Here is a 22,135-nt window from a genome sequence, read left to right as displayed (position 1 = left end):
AAACTTGCTGTTATACTTCGCCCAAGTCACTGTGCTGTAGTCAATTTTTGCCAGTATTGATGGCCTGATAAATGCTGAAAGCATGATTAAGATATTAAGGTAAAACAATGAATTTAAAGCAAGAACTGCAAGATTTGAATGATAAGTTAGAGAAGTTTCGCCGTAAGCTCGCAGCCGCAGAGCAGCGTGGTGATGCCACTATTATTCTGCAGTTTAAGAAAGAAATCACCACTGTGTCTAAGCGTATTAGCAGTGTTAAAGGTCAGCAGACCCGTGAGCTTAAAAAAGCAGGCACAGACGTAAAAACCTTGTCATTTAAGCGTCCACTCACTAAAGCCGAGCAGGCAGATATGGGCAAGCTTAAAAAGTCAGTTAAAGGCTTAGTTGTGGTGCATCCTATGACGGCACTTGGCCGTGAAATGGGCATCAAAGACGTTACAGGTTTCGCTCCTCAAGCGTTTTAGTTTGTCGCTAATGATGACTGCTAAGGCAGTCATATGTTTGATTTGGAAGATTTAAGTCTCACGGAGTGAGCGCAGTTGTAAGGTTGGCCCATGTCGATAAATTATATCGCTACTTCTAAATTACCTACGCCTTGGGGCGTGTTTTCCATGCACGGTTTTGAAGATACTCAAACGGGTAAAGAGCATGTTGCACTGACCTTAGGTGAGTGGCTGCCAAGCCAAGCTATCTTAGGTCGTATTCATTCTGAGTGTTTGACCGGCGATGCTTTATTTAGCTTGCGTTGTGATTGTGGTTTTCAATTGCAAACGGCGATGCAAAATATTGCCGAAGCGGGCCAAGGGTTTATTTTGTATTTACGCCAGGAAGGACGGGGTATTGGCTTACTCAATAAAATTCGCGCCTATGAATTGCAAGATGCTGGCGCGAACACGGTTGAGGCTAATGAGCGTCTAGGCTTTGATGCTGATATGCGTAAATACGATATGATAGCGCCAATGCTTGAGAAAATTGGGATCACTCAAGTTAAGTTGATGACTAACAATCCTCGAAAAGTCAAAGCAATGCAAGACTTGGGTATTACTGTTGCTGAAAGGGTTCCTTTGCAGGTGGGTAAGAATCGCTACAATGAAGCCTATCTCAAGACGAAATCGACTGAGCTGGGTCATATGATGTCAGAACATCATTTTAATGATGACTCAGGCAACTAGAACCCCGTGGCTCAGTATAATGAAAATGATACTGAGCTAATTTTATGTCAATGATTGCTAAGCTATTACTCTTTTTTAGTAAGCCTTTTTTCAATGACTCTGTTAGTTATAGCTGCACTGAATATAACCGTGCTTATCCTCGCTTCGCTTTCTATCGTTACCCCTTATTACTCTTGTGCTGCTTACCCCATTTAGGGTTGGCACAATCCCAAACTGCGCCGCCAACCCAAACTAAAGATGTATCCCACTATGCGTTTGCCAATTATTTAGGCAGTGGTGTTTACCGTACGGCAGAGCAAAGCGCTGCAGTGATTAATATTCCATTGAGTTTTGAGTTGAAGCGTTTTTATGGAGTAGATCATGATGAAACAACCGCCAATAGCACTGAGCCTCCTCAAGGACAGTTGTTTTTACGATTACCTATGTCTTTTGGTTTTTTTAACTATGACTTTAACAGCCTTCCCCGCGGTGATATCCCTAGCAATGTTGGCACGCTAGTGGTGACTCCAGGGCTTGAGTATCATTGGCAAGGCGCAGACCGTTGGCGTTATGAAGTTTATGCTGACTTAGGTTATGGGGTTAATTTTAGTAATGATAACCAGGTGAGTATCTTCTCTATGGGCATCTCAGCCCTTTATGATATTGATTTACCTAATTACTCACCAACATGGATTAACCGGCTTTATTACGCTGGATATCGTAATAAACTTGATCACAATACTGAGAGTTTTTCTGTGTTAAGTAGTGGTATTGAATCAGGGATTAACCAGCAATGGCGATGGGGGACTGCGGCGCTTGAACCTAGATTGTTTCTGGGGACAAATTGGTATTTTGACAAGCTTAAATTTAGCTCTATGACTAAAGCCGAGACTTTTACTAATTATAGCGTCGAGTTAGGTTTTAGTTTGTTGTTTGCCAAGCCTGTAGGCTGGGAATTGCTGGACATAAAAAGGGCTGGCCTCAGTTATCAATTTGGTGAAGGCTTGAGGGTCATCAAGTTCCATCTTGATTTCCCTTTATAGCGTGTTTAGCCGAAGCTGTCGGCTAAACATAAAGGCTGCGACTTAGTCACCTTTAGGAGCAGCATTACCCCATATCGCTTTATTTACCTGAGGTAAGTCATCAGTTTGATTGGTTGATGTCTTAGGTTGTGCTTTAGTTTTCACCATTTGAGCTTCCGAGGAGCGCGGCATTTTTCGAGGCTTATCTTCAAACTTGCTTGTGCCTGAATCAATTTTAGGCGCTGGTAAGGGCAATTTGTTCGCTTTAAGGTACAGGTATTCGACCTTATCTCTGGCCCACTGGGTTTTGCGCAAAAATGCTAAGCTGGATTTGATGCTGGGATCGTGAGTGAAACAGCGAATATTAATCCTAAGGCCTAACTCTTCCCAACCGTACTTATCCACTAGAAAGGTTAAGATTGCCTCAAGTTTTAGGCCATGTAAGGGATTATTTTGTTGGCTCATAGTGCTGGATCTTAGTTAACGAATTTTGGCTATTGTAACACCAGAAAGCGCAGAAGACTGCATTGGCTTTAGTGGCTATTATCATCGATGAGGCTGACACTCGGGTCGAGTAGTTGCTTGTGATAAAAGTCATCAATAAGTAGACGTAAAATTTTGGATTTAGCGAGCTTGTTGTTCATTGCCAGTGTGTCTAATTGGCTGATGCTGTGCTCTGTCAAAGTGAAGGTTGCATGACGATATAGAGAGCTGTTTGTTTTATTTAGCCCAGGTTTTATCAATGACTGAGCTTTGTTGCCCATAGCATAATTGTCAGCGTCAGATATAAACTCATCTGCCGAAATCGACTTAGGTTTAGGTTTGAGTTTTTTGCGTTTTAGATCAGTTAAGCTCATAACTATTTTCTGCTGGTATGGCGAATAATTCATCGGCGATGGCGCGAATTTCATCGGCAGCTTTACCATCGGGTTCAATTTCAATCACTGAGCTACCACTTTCTTCACTGTCATCATAAATGTTGCGGCAAAAAGTGATGGCATCTAATACTCGTAATCCAAAGGATTGCACCACTTCTTTGGCTTCAAGGATGCGCTTATATTGGGTCGGCAATGCGGGGCATTGGGTGAGCACTATGGTGGCCACCATTTTGGGATTGACCATTTTACAGGTGCTGAGCATGTCTTCCATATGAGGTAAGGTTTTTAAATCTCTGCGCTTTGGACGCAGCGGTAATAAGACATAGGTGGCAACAGACATGGCTGCGCGCATAGCTAAATTATCTTGGCCGCCACAATCGACGACCACATAGTCAAAGCGCTCTGAGAGACTTAATAGATCGTTACGGATTTTTCCATAAAGCTGGATGCAGTTGATCAAGGGCAAGTTTGGGTCATTGTTTCTGGCTTGGATCCAATCTGAGGTGGTACGCTGGGGATCACAATCCACCATCAATACATTGGCTTGGTATTTTTGTGTGATGTGTACGGCGAGGTTTTGTGCCAGGCAGCTTTTACCACTACCGCCTTTTTCACCACCGACTAACAATATCAGTCCCATATCCATATACCCAGTTGAGCACTTTTTTATTGAGTATAGGACAGCTTAGCTAAACTGTTTTGCTTGTGTATAACAGCAGCACTAATTTAACAGCTGCAAGGCAACATAGAAGCTTTCTGCGGAGCGAGTATTACATCTGCATACTTGGCCGAAGACTTGATGTTGTTTATCTGTGTTAGGGTTAAAGGTTACCGCAATCAGGGCACCAATATCAAAAGGGTAGCTATAATCAAACAGCAAGCCATTGCGGGCTAAGTCCATACAGACTGCATAGTCTTGCTGTTCGGTACCATCACTATTTTTCCAATCAATAAGCACACGCTCAGCTTCTAAATCTAAGCGGATTGAATCACGTTTTTCTATTTCATGACTAGATGCTGAACTCATATTGGTTCTCCGAAAGAATGCCATGCAGTAGAAATAGCATAATCACTTTTTCTATTTATACCAATGAAGGTGCTAAAAAACATCTTTTTGAGCAACTTAAGTCAGTTAGTTATCATAGTCCTGATTTTTTGGATAAGGCATTTTAAGCTGACCCCAGCGGATCACTATTACAGTGACAGCCAGTAGGATAGTTGAAAGTGAAATGGCCAAAATACGCCAATCATCCATGGCTTTCATGTCTAAGATAAGATAACGGGCCAGAGCGACGATGGCGATATAAAGTGGCATGCGGATCGGCAGTTTGCCCGATTCGATATAATTGACCACCATGGCGAGCACTTCAAGATAGATAAACAACAGCAATAAATCAGCTAAGGCTACAGTGCGTAAATTTATCATGCTGTAAATTTCTTCACCAATAGAGACTAAGGTTGCTATTGCGATGATAAAGAGTACTAAGTATTCGATTTTTTTAAGTAAGGACAAGCTTACTCTACGGGTTAGTGACATTGTGTTTATCCTGATGAGTGGACGGTGCAAAATAGGGCCATAAAAAAACCGCCTAAGCATGATACTCGGCGGTTGTTTTTATACCAATAGCGGACTGAGCTGTTGTTTGATAATTAACGCTTTAAGCCATCATTTAGTAATGGGCGCATTAATTTCACAAGTTCAGTGGTCACTTTAGGAGAACCTGCAACGATATTGCCAGAAGCCATATAGTTATGATTACCGGTAAAGTCAGTCACGGTGCCGCCAGCTTCGCGGCAGATAAGATCGCCCGCTGCAATGTCCCACGGTTTAAGACCAATTTCAAAGAAACCGTCTAAACGGCCAGCCGCAACATAAGCTAAGTCTAACGCTGCAGAACCTGCACGGCGAAGATCTGCACACACAGGGAACAGTGTGGTCAGAATTTTCATGTAACTTTCAGTGTGTTGGCGAGCTTTGAACGGGAAGCCAGTACCGATTAAGGTATTGTTTAATTCAGTTACCTTGGTCACGCGTAAGCGAAAATCATTAAGTTTTGCACCTTTACCACGTACAGCAGAAAAGAGTTCTTCACGGACGGGATCATAAATCACAGCCACTTCAATTTTGCCTTTGTATTGAAGGGCAATAGAAACAGCGAAATGAGGAATACCACGAACGAAGTTGTTCGTGCCATCAAGAGGATCGACTATCCAGATATAATCTTTGTTGTCACCGCGATGTTCACCGCTCTCTTCGCCCACCACTGTGTGGTCTGGGTAAGATTTACGGATCTGATACACAATAGTAGCTTCAGCTTCCTTGTCTACACTGGTCACAAAGTCGTTTAGTCCTTTGGCAGAAACTTCGACACGGTCGAGTTCAGTATAGGCGCGCATAATAGTTTGGCCCGCGGCGCGTGCAGCGCGCGTAGCGATAGTCAGCATCGGATGCATAGCAATCCCCTGGATGTTAAAGAACGATAAATAGCGGCCGTATTATACGTAAATAATTGATTATATCAAATGATGATTTTCATATAAGCAGATTATTACCACAGGCTGCAGCATGTGATAGTATGCCAGCCTTCATTTGTTGATTAGTTTAGTAAACCATCATGCTCAGTAATATTCGTGTCGTTTTAGTTGGAACAACGCACCCAGGAAACATAGGCTCTACAGCAAGAGCCATGAAAACCATGGGATTATCAAACTTATACCTTGCTGAGCCGAAGGTTGAACCCGATGGTCAATCTATCGCTTTGTCAGCGGGTGCAAGCGACATTTTAAAGCACTTAACTCGGGTTGACTCATTAGCCGAAGCCATTGCCGATTGTAGTTTAGTGATTGCAACCAGTGCTCGTAGCCGCACTTTAGATTGGCCAATGCTTAATCCAAGAGAAGCGGGTATAAAACTCACCGCTGAAGCCGTTAATGGGCCTGTTGCTATCGTATTTGGCCGAGAGAACAATGGTTTGAGCAATGAAGAGTTACAAAGTTGCCAATTTCATGTGGCGATTCCTGCCAACCCAGAATACAGTTCATTAAATTTAGCCCAAGCTGTACAAATCATCTGTTATGAAGCTCGAGTGGCACATTTAGCTCAGGTTGATGCTATGGCGTCTTCTGATGAAAAGCCTGAAATCACTAAGCAAAATATCGCGTCATCAGCTGAAGTCCTAGATATAATTCAAGACGATGCCGTGCCTCAAGCATATCCGTTATCAGCAGATTTAGAGCGTTTTTATACACATTTAGAATCGACGCTGTTGGCCACAGGCTTTGTGATTAAGAATCATCCTGGGCAAATCATGATGAAACTCAGACGCCTTTTCAGCCGTGCTCGTGTTGAAGAACAAGAAATGAATATCCTTCGTGGAATTTTAACCTCTATCGATAAAAAAATGCCGCCAAAAGAGTAAGGGGCAAAGGAAAATCTATGGGCATGATAGCCAGAATTAAAGAAGACATAGCCTCCATTTATCATCGCGATCCCGCGGCGCGCAATGCCTTTGAAATTTTATTTAATTATCCAGGCATGCAAGCCATTTGGATCCACAGGGCAAGCTATAAGTTGTGGCGCGCCGATTGGAAGCTAAGCGCTCGCTGTTTGTCGACTTTTTCACGCTGGCTTACTGGGGTCGAAATTCACCCTGGTGCCACCATAGGAAGACGTTTTTTTATCGACCACGGCATGGGTGTCGTGATTGGTGAAACTGCCGAAATTGGTGATGATTGTACTTTATATCATGGGGTCACCTTAGGCGGCACCACTTGGCGAGCTGGTAAGCGCCATCCCACATTAGAAAATAATGTGGTCGTAGGGGCAGGGGCTAAAATTCTAGGCCCTATCACTATGCATGATGGCGCTCGGGTAGGGTCCAACTCTGTGGTGGTTAAAGACGTCCCCAAAAATACCACTGTGGTAGGTATTCCAGGGCGAGTGGTAGCAACGCCGACTGAGCAATCTAATGAGAAAACTCAGCGTCGCAGCGCCATGGCTGAAAAATATGGTTTTGATGCTTATGCGGTGTCGCCGGACAATCCTGATCCTGTTGCTAATGCCATAGGTCAAATGCTCGACCACATGCATTTGATGGATTCCAAAGTACAAGATTTGTGCCAAGCCATTCAGGGCATGGGCGGCAATGTGTGCACCGATAAACTGCCCCAACTTAATGTGGGTGAGTTTGATGAAGCAGAGAAAGCTGCAGCTCAAAGACGTAAACTGGATTTGGATGAGTTTGACCCAAGTATCTAGGGGGGATTCGAGCTTAAATTGTTGGCTTTATGTAACCGTAATGACACCAAGAAGCTTACTTTCATCGCAAACCTTACTGATTTAAGTAAATTCAGCCTTTTGGATTGAATGTTTAGTCATAAAAAGGTTAAATACCGCAGCTACTTGTCGCCATTTATATGGATTTTTTCAAATAATACTTGAGTAAATCACTCGGTTTAATACTTGACTAATTTACTCGGGTATGATGAAATTAGGTCATACTTTTGGGAGTTGTAGTCAATATGAAACTTACATCAAAAGGTCGCTACGCAGTAACAGCCATGTTGGATGTAGCGATTCATTCAACAACTGGGCCAGTTCCCTTAGCTGATATCTCTGAAAGACAGGGGATATCGCTTTCTTATCTAGAACAACTTTTTGCAAAATTACGCAAAGAAGGCCTAGTCGCCAGTGTCCGTGGTCCTGGTGGCGGTTACCATTTAGGTTTAGAAGCAAAAGATATCTCTATTAGCATGGTCGTGCATGCAGTAGATGAGTCTGTTGATGTTACTCGCTGTCAAGGCAAAGGAAATTGCCAGAGTGGCACACGTTGCTTAACCCATTCATTGTGGGGTGATCTTAGCAAGCAGATCGCCGACTTCTTGGATGGTATTTCACTTGCTGGCTTGATGCAAAAGCGAGATGTGCAATTTATTTCGTTAAAGCAAGATGAAATTCAGAAGGAGCATAGACTGAGTCTTTAACTCTACTATGTTGATTTAAATAAAATTATTATAGTACTTAGTGTCGTTCTCAACAGCGTTTGAGTTCAAGAATTGAGTACGGAGTGTGTTATGAAGCTTCCTATCTATTTAGATTATGCCGCAACAACCCCAGTGGATCCTCGCGTTGCTGAAAAAATGATGCAACACATGACGATGGATGGTGTGTTTGGAAATCCAGCATCCCGTTCACACAAGTATGGTTGGCAAGCCGAAGAAGCGGTGGATATTGCCCGTAACCAAGTGGCTGATTTGATTAACGCCGACCACAGAGAAATTGTGTTTACTTCTGGTGCAACTGAATCAATCAACTTGGCGATCAAAGGCATTGCGCATTTCTATCACAAGAAAGGCAAGCACATCATCACCAGTAAAACAGAACATAAAGCAGTATTAGATACTTGCCGTCAATTAGAGCGTGAAGGTTACGAGGTGACATACCTTGAGCCAGAAGCAAACGGCCTAATTCCACTGTCGCGTATTGAAGCTGCCATGCGTGATGACACTATTCTAGTCAGCATCATGCACGTGAATAACGAAATCGGTGTTATTCAAGATGTGATGGCTATTGGTGAGTTATGCCGCTCAAAGGGTATTTTCTTCCATATGGATGCAGCCCAAAGCGCAGGTAAATTACCAATCGATGTACAGCAACTTAAAGTTGATTTGATTTCTATTTCTGCCCATAAAATGTACGGCCCCAAAGGGGTTGGTGCCCTTTATGTGCGTCGTAAGCCACGCATTCGTTTAGAGTCACAAATGCACGGTGGCGGCCATGAACGTGGTATGCGCAGTGGCACCCTTGCGACTCACCAATTGGTGGGATTAGGTGAAGCCGCGGCGATTGCTAAGCAAGATATGGAAATCGATAACGCCCGTATCCGCACTTTACGTGACAAATTATGGAATGGCGTTAAGCACATCGAAGAAACGTACATCAATGGCGACATGGAGCAGCGTTTTTGCGGCAGCTTAAATGTCAGCTTCAACTTCGTTGAAGGTGAGTCATTGATGATGGCATTGAAAGACTTAGCTGTCTCTTCAGGTTCTGCCTGTACCTCAGCAAGTTTAGAGCCAAGCTATGTATTACGTGCATTAGGCTTAAATGATGAAATGGCCCACAGCTCAATTCGTTTCTCAATTGGCCGCTTCACCACAGATGAAGATATAGATCATGCGATCAAAGTCATTACCCAATCCATAGATAAATTGCGCGAAATGTCACCGCTTTGGGAAATGTTTAAAGACGGTATCGATTTGAATCAAGTCCAATGGGCACATCACTAATTTTTTGATAATACCTTCACGGTATTTGGAGCAGTATCATGGCTTATAGCGAAAAAGTAATAGATCACTACGAAAACCCACGTAACGTAGGCTCATTCGATAAAGATGATCCCAGTGTTGTCACCGGCATGGTTGGTGCGCCGGCGTGCGGTGACGTAATGAAATTGCAACTTAAGATCAGTGCTGATGGCATTATCGAAGATGCAAAATTCAAGACTTACGGTTGTGGCAGCGCCATTGCATCTAGCTCATTGGTAACTGAGTGGGTAAAAGGCAAAAGTGTTGAGCAAGCTGGCAGCATCAAAAATGCTGATATCGCACAAGAATTGGCGTTACCTCCAGTGAAAATTCATTGCTCGATTTTGGCTGAAGACGCGATTAAAGCCGCGCTTGATGAGTATAAATCTAGACAAGTTAAGTAATACCTGGAGTTAACATGGCAATTACAATGACTCCTGCTGCGGCTGACAGAGTAAGATCATTTCTCGTCAATCGCGGCAAAGGATTAGGTCTTCGTCTTGGGTTACGTACTTCTGGCTGCTCAGGCATGGCATACGTGATTGAGTTTGTTGACACACTCAATGACGATGATGAAATCTACACCATAGATGATGTTAACATCATTATTGATGCTAAAAGTTTCATCTATCTGCAAGGAATTGAATTGGATTTCGTGAAAGAAGGCCTTAATGAAGGTTTCCAATTTAATAACCCAAATGCGAAAGGTGAGTGCGGTTGTGGTGAGAGCTTTACTGTGTAAGCTCTCAGCTTTTGCTATCAAATACAAAAAGCATGATGTTTGCCAATGAACTATTTTAACCTGTTTAATTTTATACCTTCCTTCGATATCGATACTGGCTTACTTGCTGAGCGCTACCGCGAGCTGCAAAAAGCGGTCCATCCCGATAAGTTTGCCAATGACAGCGAGCAGCAAAAGCTACTCGCCGTACAGCGCACAGCTCAAGTTAATGACGGTTATCATACCCTAAAGCAGCCACTACGCCGTGCAGAGCACCTGCTTAGCCTAGGTGGCGTCGACTTAAGTCATGAAACCACCACAGTCAAAGACACTGCATTTTTAATGCAGCAGATGGACTGGCGTGAAGCTTTGGAAGACATTAAGCATAGCAAGCAGCCCCAAGCTCAAATTGATGAACTCTACGATTCATTCTCAGCTCATGAAAAACTGTTGTTCTCACAGTTAAGCCATTTATTGCAAACCCAAGATGAGGTTGCCTATCTAAAGGCGGCAGATCAAGTGCGTAAGCTTAAATTTATGGCAAAATTACAACAAGAGTTAACCCATATTGAAGATGCCTTGCTTGACTAATCACATCGAGTAAACTCTTATTGGATCACCCATGGTTGAGCTTAGCTTGGCCAATAACAAGATGGTAAATTATGGCACTGTTGCAGATTGCTGAGCCTGGCCAAAGTGCCGCGCCTCACGAACATAGACTCGCTGTGGGCATAGACCTTGGCACCACAAATTCCTTAGTTGCCGCAGTTCGAAGCGGTGAAGCGCTGACCTTAGCTGATAGCGAAGGGCGTCATTCTTTGCCATCGGTTGTGCATTATGGCGTTGACTCAACCTTAGTTGGCTATGACGCTGAAGCCTTGTCGGCACTTTTCCCCGCGCAAACATTAGTGTCTGTGAAGCGTTTTATGGGTAAAAGTCTTAATGATATTCAAGGGAGTGCGCAAGTATTCCCCTATGAATTTTCTGCCACTGAACAAGGGCTACCTTTATTTGTTATGCCTCAAGGGGCGGTTAACCCTATTCAAGCCTCTGCGGACATATTGCGCCCTTTAATTGAGCGGGCAGAGCAGACCTTAGGCGGTCAATTACAAGGCGTGGTAATTACAGTGCCGGCCTACTTTGATGATGCCCAGCGTCAAGGCACTAAAGATGCGGCCGAATTACTGGGCGTAAAAGTGCTGCGTTTACTCAATGAGCCCACAGCGGCCGCCATAGCTTATGGACTTGATAGCAAACAAGAAGGCGTAATTGCCGTTTATGACTTAGGTGGCGGCACCTTTGATATTTCTGTGCTGCGTTTAAGTGGTGGGGTGTTTGAAGTCTTGGCTACAGGCGGCGACTCAGCCCTTGGCGGCGACGATTTTGACCATTTATTACAGCAACATCTGCAAGCCGCTTGGGGGTTAACCTCAATGTCAGCACAGTTATCCCGCCAATTGCTCATTGAAGCCCGCCGAGTTAAAGAAGCCTTGACCGATAACGAAACAGTCACCGCTCATGTTAACGTAGATAACTCAGCATTTAGTCTTGAGATAAGTAAAGCAGATTTTGAAGCCTTAATTGCCAGCTTAGTGAAGAAAACCATCAGCAGCTGTCGCCGCACTCTACGTGATGCTGGCATAAGCACAGATGAAGTGATTGAAACTGTGATGGTTGGTGGCTCGACTCGGGTACCGTTAGTGCGCCAGCAAGTTGAGCAATTGTTTAATAAGGCGCCATTAACCTCAATCGATCCCGATCGCGTGGTTGCTATTGGGGCTGCGATTCAAGCCGATATTTTAGTGGGTAATAAGCCGGATTCAGATCTGCTGTTGCTTGATGTTATTCCACTGTCCTTAGGCATAGAAACCATGGGCGGTTTAGTGGAGAAAGTTATTCCCCGCAATACCACTATTCCGGTTGCCCGCGCTCAGGAATTTACCACCTTTAAAGATGGTCAAACTGCCATGGCCTTCCATGTGGTACAAGGCGAGCGTGAGCTAGTAGATGATTGTCGTTCATTGGCGCGCTTTAACTTAACCCATATTCCAGCATTATCGGCTGGCGCAGCTCACATTCGAGTGACCTTCCAAGTGGATGCTGATGGCTTATTGAGCGTCACCGCCATGGAAAAGTCAACCGGCGTTAACACCAGCATTCAGGTTAAGCCTTCCTTTGGCTTATCAGATCTTGAGATTGCGACCATGCTTAAAGATTCCATGAAGCATGCTAAGGACGATATCAGCCTGCGTATGCTCACCGAGCAAAAAGTTGAAGCCATGCGAGTGATTGAATCTTTGCAAGCTGCTATGGCTCACGATGGTGACTTGCTTGAGCCTAGTGAGCATGAATCGTTGCAACTCGCCCTTGCTAGCCTGGCTGATATTGCTAAAGGCGATGATAGAGACGCAATCGAGCAGGCCATTAAGGCCCTAGATGAAAAGACTCAAGATTTCGCGTCAAAGCGTATGGATAATTCTATTAAGGCGGCCCTTAAGGGTCAGTCTGTCGATAATATATAGGTGATATGATGCCACAATTAGTATTTTTGCCCCACGCAGAGCTGTGCCCAGATGGCGCAGTGGTTGAAGCCCAAGTGGGTGAAACCATTTTAAATGTTGCTCTAAGAAATGGTATTCACATCGAGCATGCTTGTGAAAAGTCATGCGCATGCACTACTTGCCATGTGATTGTTCGTGAAGGATTTAATGATTTAGAGCCCAGTGATGAATTAGAAGATGACATGCTAGATAAAGCCTGGGGTTTAGAGCCTGAGAGCCGTCTTTCATGCCAAGCTAAGGTGGTTGATGGTGATATGGTGGTTGATATCCCTAAGTACACCATCAATATGGTCAGTGAAGGCTAATCTTTTAAGATAGCAGAATCCATTTTACGATAATTAAAAAAGTAACCGCCTGTTTAGGCGGTTTTTTTTGGCCTTAAATTTAGATAAGAAACAGAAAGTGTCGAGTGGATCACAAAGTGACTCTATGGTGTTTCCTTATCGGTTAAGATGCATTTACGATGCTAGTTAATGGAGTGAATAAGAATTCCACCGTGCTCAGGTGTAACATCTCGATGACGATTTAGCCTAATTAAGTGAAGTTATTTAATAATAAACTGAGCCGATAAAACCGTGTTGTGAAACTAGTGTCGTGAAACCAAAATTAAGGATTGAAGATGAGAAACTTAGCCATATTAGTATTATCCAGCTTATTGTCCATGTCAGCTATGGCCGCCGATGTTGATGCGGGTAAAGCCAAGTCTGGTATGTGCGCTGCCTGCCATGGCGCAGACGGTGTTTCTTTCGCACCTATGTACCCAAACCTTAAAGGCCAAAAAGCGGCTTACCTTGAGAAGCAACTTAAAGATTTTAAAAGTGGTACCCGTAAAGATCCTGTTATGGGTGCGATGGCAATGCCATTAAGCGATGAAGATATCGTTAATATCTCAGCCTACTACGCAGGCCTTAAATAACTTTCGCTATCCATAGTGACAGCTGCTATTCGCGTGTTACACAGCGAATTAGCGCGATAAAAAAGCACAGTTAACATCAGTTAACTGTGCTTTTTAGTTTTGAGCCTAGAGTTTATTCTGTGAGAGCCAAGTAACCTCACTTGGTTTAAGCAGGTTTACACTGAAAATGTGCTCCAAATTGGCGCATGATCTGAGGGCTTTTCTATGCCTCTGAGCTCATAATCCACATCAGACTCGAGTAACTTTGTGGTCATAGGGGCTGTGATTAAAATCACATCGATGCGCAGGCCACGGTTATCATCAAAGCCTTTACTGCGATAATCAAACCAAGAATAGCGTTGTTCACGCGTTGGGTGCAGTAAGCGAAAACTGTCGATAAAACCCCAATCCAGTAAACGTGTTAACCACTCACGCTCCTCAGGTTGAAAGCTGCATTTACCCGTCTTAAGCCAGCGCTTAGCGTTAACATCGCCGATGCCAATGTCTAAATCTAGCGGTGAAATATTGATATCACCTATGATAGCAATGTCTTCATCAGGGCTATGGTTTGCATCTAAATGAGCCATTAAATCTTGGTAGAACTTACGCTTGGCTGGGTATTTAGTCTCGTGGTGAATGCTTTCACCCTGAGGGAAATAGCCATTAATCACTGTCAGCACCCGGCCATTGGCTTGGTTAAATTTGGCCATGATAAGCCGGCGCTGGGCATCCTCTTCATCGCTACTAAAGCCTTTTTGTACTTCAATCGGGTCAAGCTTTGATAGCATAGCCACGCCATAGTGAGCCTTGCCACCATGGTAATGCACCTTGTAGCCCATGGCTTCTACGTCGGCAACTGGAAACGCCTCATCATGAACTTTAGTTTCTTGCAGGCCAATAATATCGGGTTGATGTTGGTCGATAAGGGCTTGCAACTGATGTAATCTAGCGCGCAGGCCATTAATGTTAAAAGAGATAATTTTCATTAAGGCAATACTCGTTTAAAAGGTTTAACTATCACGCTGGCATATACGCCTGCTTCAATATAAGGGTCGGCATCGGCCCAAGCTTGAGCGAGCTCAAGGCTTGCAAAGTCTGCAATGACCAGTGAGCCTGTAAAGCCAGCATCCCCTGGATTTTCATTATCAATGGCTGGATGGGGGCCTGCCACTAACAAGCGACCTTCATCGGATAGCTCTTGCAGCCTGGCTAAGTGAAGCGAGCGGACTGATAAGCGTTTTTCTAAACTGTTTTCAACATCTTGCGAAGAAATCATATACCACATGTTTAATGCTCCTTGATTGTCCACCTAAGTGGTCACTTATTTAATTCGCCGTATCATCCTGTTCAGGCTGGGCATGTTTGTATATATAGAAAACGCTGATAACCGTATTGAGCAAGGTCAGTGCGCTTAAGCCAAAGACTTTAAAATTAACCCAAGTCTCTAAGGGTAAACTAAAGGCCACATAGACATTGAGTAAGCCACAACCGATAAAGAACAGTGCCCAATACCAAGTGACTCTAGCCCAGATGCTGTCATCAGCCTTTAACTCTTTGCCTAGCATAGCTTTAATAATGGATTTATTCATTATTTGACTGACGGCTAATGCAATAGCAAACAAGCTATAGATGATGGTGACTTTCCATTTGATAAAGGCATCATCATGAAACGCTAACGTCAGTGTGCCAAATACCGTCACCATAGCAAAAGTGACAAGGTGCATCTTTTCGACTTTTTTGTAGACAAAGTAGAGGATAGCGATTTGAACTGCGGTGGCGGCGATTAACGCGCCGGTGGCAGTGTAAATGTCGACCAATTTGTATACGGTAAAAAAGATAATTAATGGCAGGAAATCGAGCAGTTGTTTCATAATTGACTGTGCTAAATGAACGATGAGCCGAGTGTATCACGGCATAGTCTTAGCAACAAAAGCTAGAATGCGTATATTATGCTAACCAAATACTCATGAATTGATTTTTTTAATTGAGAATTTAATTCCGTATTAATCAAGACTTTTCTTACTCCATAATCTCTCATATTTGTCTGTGCAACGACGATTAGGATGATATTGACTTTGGCAGCTGAAAAGGTCAGTTTATTGGCTTTCTAAAATACTCAGATTAGGCACCCATACCATGGAAAGAATTGGATTATTAGGCGGCACGAGTTGGCCGTCGACGATAGAGTATTATCGGCTGTTAAATGAGAAGGCCCAAGCACACTTTGGCGAGGGACATTCGGCGCGGTTATTGTTATCTAGCATGGATTACTTTGAGATCCGTCAGCACTACCCAGAGGGGTGGGATAATATTTATCCCATACTGCAAAGAGAACTGCAGTATCTCAATGATTTAAATCCAAGTTGTATTTTGATTTGTAATAATACGCTGCACCAAGCGTATGATGCGATTAAAGATGAGCTGAATTTATCTGTGCCTGTGTTTCATATGGCCGATTTAACGGCGCAGTATTTACACCAGCAAGGTCATAAAAAAGTATTATTGACGGGGACTCAGTACACCATGGAAAGTGGTTACTATAGCGATAAAATTGCCGCCTATGGTATCGAGGTTATGGTCCCAGTCCTTGAAGAGCGCGTCTTGATGCAGTCTATGCAGCAGAGTATCGCTAAGGGACATGCTACAGAGCAATTTAGTGCAGCATTTGAGGCAATATTAGCCAATTACACCAATTGTGATGCCGTTATCACAGCTTGCACTGAGCTTCCTTTAGTGATTACCTCAAACATAACGCCACTGGTTATTGTCGACCCCATGGCGATTCAGTGCGAAGCCGCTTTTAAGTTTGCTTGCGCTATTCCTAATCAAGGTTAGACAACTATCTCAGCATCCTGTTTATATATTGCAGTTGACTATTACGTATAGGATTTACCCAGAGCATTGGCGGGGATCATGCAGAAGTTGAGGCCTTAAATGCAATTAAAGGTGAGCTGGCAGGTGTGACGGCATACGTGACTTTGGAGCCTTGTTCATTTGTGGGCAGAACGCCAGCCTGTGCGGCGACACTTGCCAATTCGGGTCTCAAACATCTGGTGGTGGCCATGCTTGATCCCGCCCCTAGAAATTGTGGTAAAGGCATAGCCATGCTGCAAAGTGCAGGCGTTAATGTTGAACTTGGGATATGTGAGGCGCAAGCGAGTGCATTTTTATCGCCATACCTGTCAAAACCTGAGTGATGAGTTAGACAGGTACTGGCTTTGCTCTAACGGACAAGTTAATGACTGTACTGAGGGGGTCACGTTTCGGAGTTGAATTCGGTTTTTATAGGGAGTGTTATAGCAATGGAATTAATGAACTATTTAAATGAGCACTTTTTTACTCAGCAGCAACTGCTTGATATTTCAAAGGTCAGCCAGCAAGATTTACTGAGCTATCAACAACAGGGATTGATGCCTAAGTGTTCTTATCAATTGCGCTTACAATTGCAAAGTGACTCTTTCTTCGGCCTGCATCATGAAGAACAGACCATTGAGTATTATGCTAAAGGTTACGCCGCATGGCTTGGGCTTATTCAAGTTTCAAGTTCTGTGAGTGCGGTCTTCGAGGTATTCGCCACTCGTTATAAAATGGCCCTTGAAGATCTGAAAAGGCAAGGGCACAGCACCAGCAATGCCAAGGTAAATGCTGAGTTTGATGCGCACATAAAACAGGAATGGGCTCATTTTTTAAATGGGATATATGGCTTATGCACTCGTTCTGGTTTGCCTGAGGATATAGCGGCTAAAGAATTAGCAATCTTAGAAATTAATGAATTATTAGACGTTGATGAGTTAACTCAAGCACAGCTCAGTCAGCTGAGGTTAGCAGTAAATTTGCTAGATAAAGCGAGCTCGATGTTTGCTCCCCACGAAAGGCTTAATAGCTCTCGCCAGCGTTTAATCAATGAAGTGCGTTACCAATATCAGTTAGCCATTTAATCTACTGCGATGACTTGCGAGCAATCACGGCTCGCTTGCTCATTACTCATTGCTCAGAGTGAATAGTGTCGATGATTTGTCCATCTGATTGTTAATTCAGCTTAATCCCTGTAATCTCAGGGCATAATAGTAAGCACTAGGAGTTAACATGTCACAATTTAATAATGCCACCATCATCAAAGCCGCTAATGTGTATTTCGATGGCAAGGTGAGTAGCCGTACTGTGCAGTTTGCTGACGGTAGCCATAAAACCTTAGGGCTAATGTTACCAGGTGAATATGAGTTTGGTACTCAAGCCAAAGAGCTGATGGAGATCTTGTCAGGCGAGTTGCAAATTTTGCTGCCTGAGAGTCACACTTGGCAAACCATAGTGGGGCCGCAAAGTTTTGAAGTGCCAGCAAATGCTAAGTTTCAAGTGAAAGCCAGCACAGTTATCGACTATTGCTGCTCTTACATTGACTAATAGATAAAGAGATTAAGTGCCAGCGCCATGGGCTTAGTTATTTTCTGATTTCGGGTTTAGCCTATACTATTGAAGTGCTACTGTTTCTGGTGGCACTGCCTGTTAAGATAACGATTCACTAGCTATTCACACCGCTGTAGTTTTCTTCCCCACCTTTAGCAATCTTATTGATGTCATCTCAGAGTATCCGAGATTATTGAAGGTTATCTAAGGTTATCTAAGGTTATCCAAGGTTATCCAAGGTTATTTAACGCTAAATTTTACTGCCGCTGAACTAAAATTGTACTCGGTGCGGTCTTATGGACAAATTGTTAAGCCGTTAAGGGACTCATCGTTCAGATTAGGCCGTCATTGCGGCGAGATGTAAATCGATAGGAGTGCGGCAAGTGATAAATCAAATTAAGCAAACTAAACCTTGGCATAAACTTTGGCAGTCTCTGAGTGGGTTAACCTTATTACTGTTCATTGGGTTTGCCGTGAACTTTGGAATGAGTCTTGCGTTTAGCGGTAATAGCCTTGCAGCAGAAGCTGAGCTTACAAAAGCGGCGGATTTTAGTCTGCAAGATGAGGCCGGTAATAAGCTGAGCCTAGGGGACTTTAAGGGCAAACCGCTAGTGCTGCACTTTTGGGCTACATGGTGCCCTTATTGCAAGAAATTACAACCTGGATTAGACAAACTAAGGTTAGCTAACGTCGCCACAGACTTACAGATGCTGGCCATCAGCTTTAACGAAGATGAAGGCGCTATGCCAAGTCAGACCTTAAAGGAGCGCGGCATTGGCATTAACACTGTCATCAATGGCGAAAGCGCGGCACGTGCTTATGGCGTACAAGGCACACCAACCACAGTGTTTATTAATCGCAGTGGCGAGATAGTGTGGCAAACCAAGATTTCAGATCCCAACAGCCCAGAACTTGCGCGGGCTGTGGCGTTTATTCTGCAAAAAGAGTAACTTCAAAGCAGATAAAAAAGCCCGTTAGAAGCCTGTAATAACAGGCTTAAACTCAGAGCTTGTTGAGCTGTCTTTGCATAAATATCGTTCCAACCTCGGGCTTTGTGACCTTGTTTTTTGAGTCAATGCCTGATGGCATCATGTTGAAGCCATTTTTCTCTAAAATGGCGACTGAGGCCAAGTTTTGCGCTTCAACTCCTGCAATAAGGGTGTTTATGTTTACCTGATGACGAGCCCAAGTGATAAGCGCTGCGATCAGCTCGCCGCCATAGCCTTGACCCCAACGTGACTCCCGCAGTAAATAGCCTATATGCATCTCAGCTGTTTCAGCTGAGACAGGGGATAAAAACACTAGCCCAATAAGTTGATTATCGGCTTTATGCCAAATGCCATAAAAGCCGCCTTCATTCGCCCTTTGTTGGCACCAATGCTTAACTGAGATTATGTTATTAACCTTGCCCCAATCTGGCGGTAAGTATGCAGTGGTCGCAGGTGTGAGTAGCGTTTGCACCTCTGCCAGTATTTGTAGCAACAAATCATCTTCTACGGCATTACCAATTACAGCATGACTATTTATGGCATTGCTTTGTTTTACCGTCATATCCACAAAGCTAGGCATAGGGCTGATAATTAAGCGCTTACTGCTAAATGGATCAGTATTGGCCATTCTTATTTCTCATCGGAATTGGGCTTAAATGACTGCTTAAATTCCATGGTCATTTGATGCCCTTTAATCGCGGGGACGGCAAGGGCATTTAGGCTCAGTTGCCCTATCATAATTAAGGTTGCTGTGGCTAAGGCATCAAGAAAATAGCTGCTAACTATCGCGCCTTGCCCTAGGTTATCAATCATGGCCGCTGACATAGCATCAAGTGCTGGCAAGGTGTGTACACCAGTGAGGCAGTGCAGCGCTAAAGCAGCCCAAAAACCAAAGCAAAATGGGCAGCGCCATGCCTCATAAAGATAAGCCAAAGGTTTAGGTAAATGTTTGATAATAGTATTAAACCAATTTCCCCAATCGGAGAGTTTTTCCCAGAGAAGTATATGAAGTGATAGGCCAAGCAAGGCTAAGGCTAGGTCCATGTTAGTTTCCAAGGTGTTGATTAATTTATATATATTCGTTTCTTGGTGCTGCATTCAACTGGATAGATATCAGCTGCTCTTCACTTAAAATTCTGCTTTAACATCCCGCTTGAAACCACTGATTATCACGGCTTCAACTTCATTCATTCGATACTCTCGGCTGTTAATGCCAGTAAATTGGGCTTCTGCCATAGTGCGCTTAATGACTCCCACTAGTTTTAGTTCTGCCATGCTAGATGCCAGCTCTTGGGGCTGAGTATTAACCTGCTTGTTAACTACGGCTTGCTCATTTTCTTGGGGTAAAGACGCGCAAGTTTGAGTGGCGTATTCGGGCATTTCATCCCAAATATCATCGATAATGACAAATTTACCCAGCGGCTTTAGCACCCTTAACACTTCACTTAAACCAGCGGTGACATCAGTCCAATGGTGAAAACTATTAACGGCGAGCACCAGATCTAGGCTGTCATTTTCAAGGGGAATGGCTTCGGCGCCCGCGTGAATAAAGCGGATCTGCTCAACATCTGTGCCTGTTGTTACGCTCGTCATTCCTGTTGCCATTGGTGTCAGCTTGGTGGCGATTTCAAGCATTTTCGCTGTTGGGTCTATGCCAATCACTTGTCCAAGCTTAAGCTTTTCTGCAATGGCCCTGACCGCTGCGCCGCTACCACAGCCTATGTCCAAGACTTTGTCTGTGTTCTTTAAATGGCACAGTTCTGGGATTTTTTGATGCAGCGGCAATTCACCCCATTTGGACACATAGTCTAAGGTGTGCTGTTCATTCCAAGCGCCCATTGGGCAAGTATCTCTTGTCTGTTGATCTGTGTTCATAGTCGTTAGCTTTTTATTGGTTAGGTAAGCTAACTATCTTGGTTTTTGGTTAGGTAGTCAAACTATATTTGTGTGTTTATAACGTGGTGGTCATAAAGCAAACTAATAAATGCGAGTTATCCATCTGATAAATAATAAGTAATTTAACATTTGCTTAGGAAAGAAAAATTTCTGCTGTGAGGCTTTGACTTAGCTCCTTGACGTGTTAGTTTGCTAAGCTAACTAATAACCCCATACCTACAAAAACAATACGGCGATAACTATGACGATGGATTTGCACACCTCACTGATCAAACTGCAGCGACTATTGTCGCAAACTTGGGGTAATCAGGTTCAGGATAAGCAGCAAGAAGTACTGAGCGCCAGTGAATTTGAATATCTTCATTACGTGCATGTTGCAGAGAGTGCCCATGTGCATGAAAACCCTATCGATGACGCCGATATTGAACATGACTCCAGCAGTCATATGTCGGCGATAGCGGCGGAGATGCAAGTGCAAAAATCTTCGGCGAGTTTAATGGTGAATAAACTTGAGAAACGTGGGCTTATCGAACGTGTCACTTGCCAATTCGATGCAAGGGCGCAACATATCTTGTTTACAGATAAGGGCCGGGAGTTATATTTGTCTACCGAGGCGAGGGTGTATCTGCACCTCGCTGGATCATTTAAAGACCAGCTGGATGCCGATGAATACCAACAACTAGAACATCTTTTGGGCAAAGCCTGCAATAAGCTGGGCTAGTTGGCGCTTATTTTGGAGGCGCAAATTTTGGAAAAGTTTGAGTTAAACTCGAGTGCTTCCAAGTTTTAGCTTACTACTCATCAAACTTTTTGCTGCTGATGCCGACCTTGTCAACGACAATTTAGCTTTAAAAGGGGGATTGAAGTTTGTTTTACTTTTTTTAGGTATATGTCTTGCTTTATCTAGTGGGAAGTTCACCGTAATATCTACATTTGATACTTCAACGTAGGTATCTGATGAAATGTCTACAGATGTATTAACTTGGTCTGGTATTGAGGCAGGGTGGGATTACACTTTGTTAAATTCGTTAACCAAAGAATAATTCAGCCCTAAAATCATCATTCCATGCCGCTTTTCTCATCTTGCTTAGCTTACTCGCCTTTAGCGGGTGTTGCTCTAACAAATTCAATACGATACGTCTAAGCAATGCCATTTTCTTCGCATTTTCTCTGTCACCAATACGACAACTATCTTCTTTAAACGTCACATCTAACACCCAATGCTGTTTGTTTTCAATGTGCCAATGCTGACGTATGGCTCGATAGGCTAACTCAGGCTCAATGGCTAGCGAGCTCAAGTAGTAGTGGGTAT

General features: G+C 43.7%; 32 protein-coding genes. 19 read left to right on the top strand and 13 right to left on the bottom strand.

Annotated features, from left to right (window positions below; genetic code table 11):
• Positions 1-107 precede the first annotated feature (107 nt).
• The 3 genes from H5073_RS11285 (at position 108) to H5073_RS11275 (ending at position 2,194) form a co-directional block, all read left to right on the top strand.
• Positions 108-464 (top strand): YibL family ribosome-associated protein, encoded by a 357-nt coding sequence (locus tag H5073_RS11285; RefSeq protein WP_182679682.1) that lies wholly within the window; start codon positions 108-110, stop codon positions 462-464.
• Between the two features lie 90 nt (positions 465-554).
• A complete protein-coding gene (gene ribA / locus H5073_RS11280; protein WP_182679681.1) occupies positions 555-1,172 on the top strand; it encodes a GTP cyclohydrolase II in 618 nt (205 codons plus the stop codon).
• Between the two features lie 44 nt (positions 1,173-1,216).
• A complete protein-coding gene (locus tag H5073_RS11275; RefSeq protein ID WP_182679680.1) occupies positions 1,217-2,194 on the top strand; it encodes a hypothetical protein in 978 nt (325 codons plus the stop codon).
• A 42-nt stretch (positions 2,195-2,236) separates the two neighbouring features.
• On the opposite strand, the gene H5073_RS11270 is transcribed toward H5073_RS11275, so the two are convergent.
• From H5073_RS11270 to suhB, 6 genes are all read right to left on the bottom strand, one after another.
• Entirely contained in the window at positions 2,237-2,638 is a 402-nt protein-coding gene (locus H5073_RS11270; RefSeq protein ID WP_182679679.1) for a VF530 family DNA-binding protein, read from the bottom strand.
• A gap of 68 nt (positions 2,639-2,706) precedes the next feature.
• The gene (locus tag H5073_RS11265) at positions 2,707-3,030 is read right to left on the bottom strand and encodes a replication protein RepA (RefSeq protein WP_182679678.1); all 324 of its coding nucleotides are present in this window, start codon (positions 3,028-3,030) and stop codon (positions 2,707-2,709) included.
• A complete protein-coding gene (locus H5073_RS11260) occupies positions 3,017-3,685 on the bottom strand; it encodes an AAA family ATPase (protein WP_182679713.1) in 669 nt (222 codons plus the stop codon). The genes H5073_RS11265 and H5073_RS11260 overlap by 14 nt, the downstream gene beginning before the upstream one ends.
• 87 nt (positions 3,686-3,772) lie before the next feature.
• Positions 3,773-4,078, bottom strand: a complete 306-nt coding sequence (locus H5073_RS11255; protein WP_182679677.1) for a PilZ domain-containing protein — start codon at positions 4,076-4,078, stop codon at positions 3,773-3,775.
• A 105-nt stretch (positions 4,079-4,183) separates the two neighbouring features.
• Complete coding sequence (locus H5073_RS11250; protein ID WP_182679676.1) at positions 4,184-4,588, bottom strand: phosphate-starvation-inducible protein PsiE; 405 nt, start codon at positions 4,586-4,588, stop codon at positions 4,184-4,186.
• Positions 4,589-4,701: 113 nt separating this feature from the next.
• The gene (gene suhB / locus H5073_RS11245) at positions 4,702-5,505 is read right to left on the bottom strand and encodes an inositol-1-monophosphatase (protein WP_182679675.1); all 804 of its coding nucleotides are present in this window, start codon (positions 5,503-5,505) and stop codon (positions 4,702-4,704) included.
• Between the two features lie 161 nt (positions 5,506-5,666).
• Here suhB and trmJ point away from each other — a divergent pair, with 161 nt between their 5' ends.
• The 10 genes from trmJ (at position 5,667) to H5073_RS11195 (ending at position 13,555) form a co-directional block, all read left to right on the top strand.
• Positions 5,667-6,470, top strand: coding sequence for a tRNA (cytosine(32)/uridine(32)-2'-O)-methyltransferase TrmJ (trmJ, locus tag H5073_RS11240; RefSeq protein ID WP_182679674.1), 804 nt, complete (start codon positions 5,667-5,669; stop codon positions 6,468-6,470).
• Between the two features lie 17 nt (positions 6,471-6,487).
• Positions 6,488-7,309: a serine O-acetyltransferase gene (gene cysE, locus H5073_RS11235; protein ID WP_182679673.1), complete on the top strand. Its 822-nt coding sequence runs from the start codon at positions 6,488-6,490 to the stop codon at positions 7,307-7,309.
• A 263-nt stretch (positions 7,310-7,572) separates the two neighbouring features.
• Positions 7,573-8,034, top strand: coding sequence for a Fe-S cluster assembly transcriptional regulator IscR (iscR, locus tag H5073_RS11230; protein WP_182679672.1), 462 nt, complete (start codon positions 7,573-7,575; stop codon positions 8,032-8,034).
• 90 nt (positions 8,035-8,124) lie between these two features.
• Positions 8,125-9,339, top strand: a complete 1,215-nt coding sequence (locus H5073_RS11225; protein ID WP_182679671.1) for an IscS subfamily cysteine desulfurase — start codon at positions 8,125-8,127, stop codon at positions 9,337-9,339.
• Positions 9,340-9,377: 38 nt separating this feature from the next.
• A complete protein-coding gene (gene iscU / locus H5073_RS11220) occupies positions 9,378-9,761 on the top strand; it encodes a Fe-S cluster assembly scaffold IscU (protein ID WP_182679670.1) in 384 nt (127 codons plus the stop codon).
• A gap of 14 nt (positions 9,762-9,775) precedes the next feature.
• The gene (iscA, locus tag H5073_RS11215; RefSeq protein WP_182679669.1) at positions 9,776-10,099 is read left to right on the top strand and encodes an iron-sulfur cluster assembly protein IscA; all 324 of its coding nucleotides are present in this window, start codon (positions 9,776-9,778) and stop codon (positions 10,097-10,099) included.
• Positions 10,100-10,144: 45 nt separating this feature from the next.
• Complete coding sequence (hscB, locus tag H5073_RS11210; protein ID WP_182679668.1) at positions 10,145-10,669, top strand: co-chaperone HscB; 525 nt, start codon at positions 10,145-10,147, stop codon at positions 10,667-10,669.
• A gap of 71 nt (positions 10,670-10,740) precedes the next feature.
• Positions 10,741-12,600 (top strand): Fe-S protein assembly chaperone HscA, encoded by a 1,860-nt coding sequence (gene hscA / locus H5073_RS11205; RefSeq protein WP_182679667.1) that lies wholly within the window; start codon positions 10,741-10,743, stop codon positions 12,598-12,600.
• A gap of 8 nt (positions 12,601-12,608) precedes the next feature.
• Positions 12,609-12,944 carry an ISC system 2Fe-2S type ferredoxin gene (fdx, locus tag H5073_RS11200; RefSeq protein ID WP_182679712.1) on the top strand — a complete coding sequence of 112 codons (336 nt, stop codon included), beginning with the start codon at positions 12,609-12,611 and terminating at the stop codon, positions 12,942-12,944.
• Positions 12,945-13,258: 314 nt separating this feature from the next.
• Entirely contained in the window at positions 13,259-13,555 is a 297-nt protein-coding gene (locus tag H5073_RS11195) for a cytochrome c (RefSeq protein ID WP_182679666.1), read from the top strand.
• Between the two features lie 155 nt (positions 13,556-13,710).
• Here the strand turns inward: H5073_RS11195 and xthA are convergent, their stop codons facing one another.
• Genes xthA through H5073_RS11180 form a run of 3 tightly spaced genes read right to left on the bottom strand, consistent with a single transcriptional unit; the run spans position 13,711 to position 15,405 of the window.
• Positions 13,711-14,520, bottom strand: coding sequence for an exodeoxyribonuclease III (xthA, locus tag H5073_RS11190; RefSeq protein ID WP_182679665.1), 810 nt, complete (start codon positions 14,518-14,520; stop codon positions 13,711-13,713).
• Positions 14,520-14,819 (bottom strand): YciI family protein, encoded by a 300-nt coding sequence (locus H5073_RS11185; RefSeq protein WP_182679664.1) that lies wholly within the window; start codon positions 14,817-14,819, stop codon positions 14,520-14,522. The genes xthA and H5073_RS11185 overlap by 1 nt, the downstream gene beginning before the upstream one ends.
• Before the next feature lie 40 nt (positions 14,820-14,859).
• Positions 14,860-15,405: a septation protein A gene (locus H5073_RS11180; RefSeq protein WP_182679663.1), complete on the bottom strand. Its 546-nt coding sequence runs from the start codon at positions 15,403-15,405 to the stop codon at positions 14,860-14,862.
• Between the two features lie 265 nt (positions 15,406-15,670).
• Between H5073_RS11180 and H5073_RS11175 the strand changes: the two genes are divergently transcribed.
• The 5 genes from H5073_RS11175 to H5073_RS11155 all read left to right on the top strand — a co-directional run bounded on the left by H5073_RS11175 (position 15,671) and on the right by H5073_RS11155 (position 18,888).
• Positions 15,671-16,369 carry an aspartate/glutamate racemase family protein gene (locus H5073_RS11175; RefSeq protein ID WP_182679662.1) on the top strand — a complete coding sequence of 233 codons (699 nt, stop codon included), beginning with the start codon at positions 15,671-15,673 and terminating at the stop codon, positions 16,367-16,369.
• A gap of 47 nt (positions 16,370-16,416) precedes the next feature.
• Positions 16,417-16,731, top strand: coding sequence for a deaminase (locus H5073_RS11170; RefSeq protein ID WP_182679711.1), 315 nt, complete (start codon positions 16,417-16,419; stop codon positions 16,729-16,731).
• Positions 16,732-16,836: 105 nt separating this feature from the next.
• Entirely contained in the window at positions 16,837-17,472 is a 636-nt protein-coding gene (locus H5073_RS11165; protein ID WP_182679661.1) for a DUF6058 family natural product biosynthesis protein, read from the top strand.
• A gap of 148 nt (positions 17,473-17,620) precedes the next feature.
• Positions 17,621-17,935: a pyrimidine/purine nucleoside phosphorylase gene (locus H5073_RS11160; RefSeq protein WP_182679660.1), complete on the top strand. Its 315-nt coding sequence runs from the start codon at positions 17,621-17,623 to the stop codon at positions 17,933-17,935.
• Positions 17,936-18,321: 386 nt separating this feature from the next.
• Complete coding sequence (locus tag H5073_RS11155) at positions 18,322-18,888, top strand: TlpA disulfide reductase family protein (RefSeq protein ID WP_310734248.1); 567 nt, start codon at positions 18,322-18,324, stop codon at positions 18,886-18,888.
• A 52-nt stretch (positions 18,889-18,940) separates the two neighbouring features.
• Here the strand turns inward: H5073_RS11155 and H5073_RS11150 are convergent, their stop codons facing one another.
• The 3 genes from H5073_RS11150 to H5073_RS11140 form a co-directional block, all read right to left on the bottom strand.
• Positions 18,941-19,555 (bottom strand): GNAT family N-acetyltransferase, encoded by a 615-nt coding sequence (locus tag H5073_RS11150; RefSeq protein ID WP_182679659.1) that lies wholly within the window; start codon positions 19,553-19,555, stop codon positions 18,941-18,943.
• A gap of 2 nt (positions 19,556-19,557) precedes the next feature.
• Entirely contained in the window at positions 19,558-19,971 is a 414-nt protein-coding gene (locus H5073_RS11145; protein WP_182679658.1) for a hypothetical protein, read from the bottom strand.
• 84 nt (positions 19,972-20,055) lie between these two features.
• Positions 20,056-20,802: a class I SAM-dependent methyltransferase gene (locus H5073_RS11140; protein WP_182679657.1), complete on the bottom strand. Its 747-nt coding sequence runs from the start codon at positions 20,800-20,802 to the stop codon at positions 20,056-20,058.
• A 262-nt stretch (positions 20,803-21,064) separates the two neighbouring features.
• Between H5073_RS11140 and H5073_RS11135 the strand changes: the two genes are divergently transcribed.
• Positions 21,065-21,544, top strand: a complete 480-nt coding sequence (locus tag H5073_RS11135; RefSeq protein WP_182679656.1) for a MarR family winged helix-turn-helix transcriptional regulator — start codon at positions 21,065-21,067, stop codon at positions 21,542-21,544.
• A 307-nt stretch (positions 21,545-21,851) separates the two neighbouring features.
• Here the strand turns inward: H5073_RS11135 and H5073_RS11130 are convergent.
• A partial coding sequence (locus H5073_RS11130; RefSeq protein ID WP_182679655.1) for an ISAs1 family transposase occupies positions 21,852-22,135 on the bottom strand: 284 nt, incomplete at its 5' end.

It is taken from the genome of Shewanella sp. SR44-3 (assembly GCF_014163735.1).
Classification (GTDB): Bacteria; Pseudomonadota; Gammaproteobacteria; order Enterobacterales; family Shewanellaceae; genus Shewanella.
Note: the sequence above shows the minus strand (reverse complement) of the source record. Positions and strands in the feature narration are given on the sequence as shown.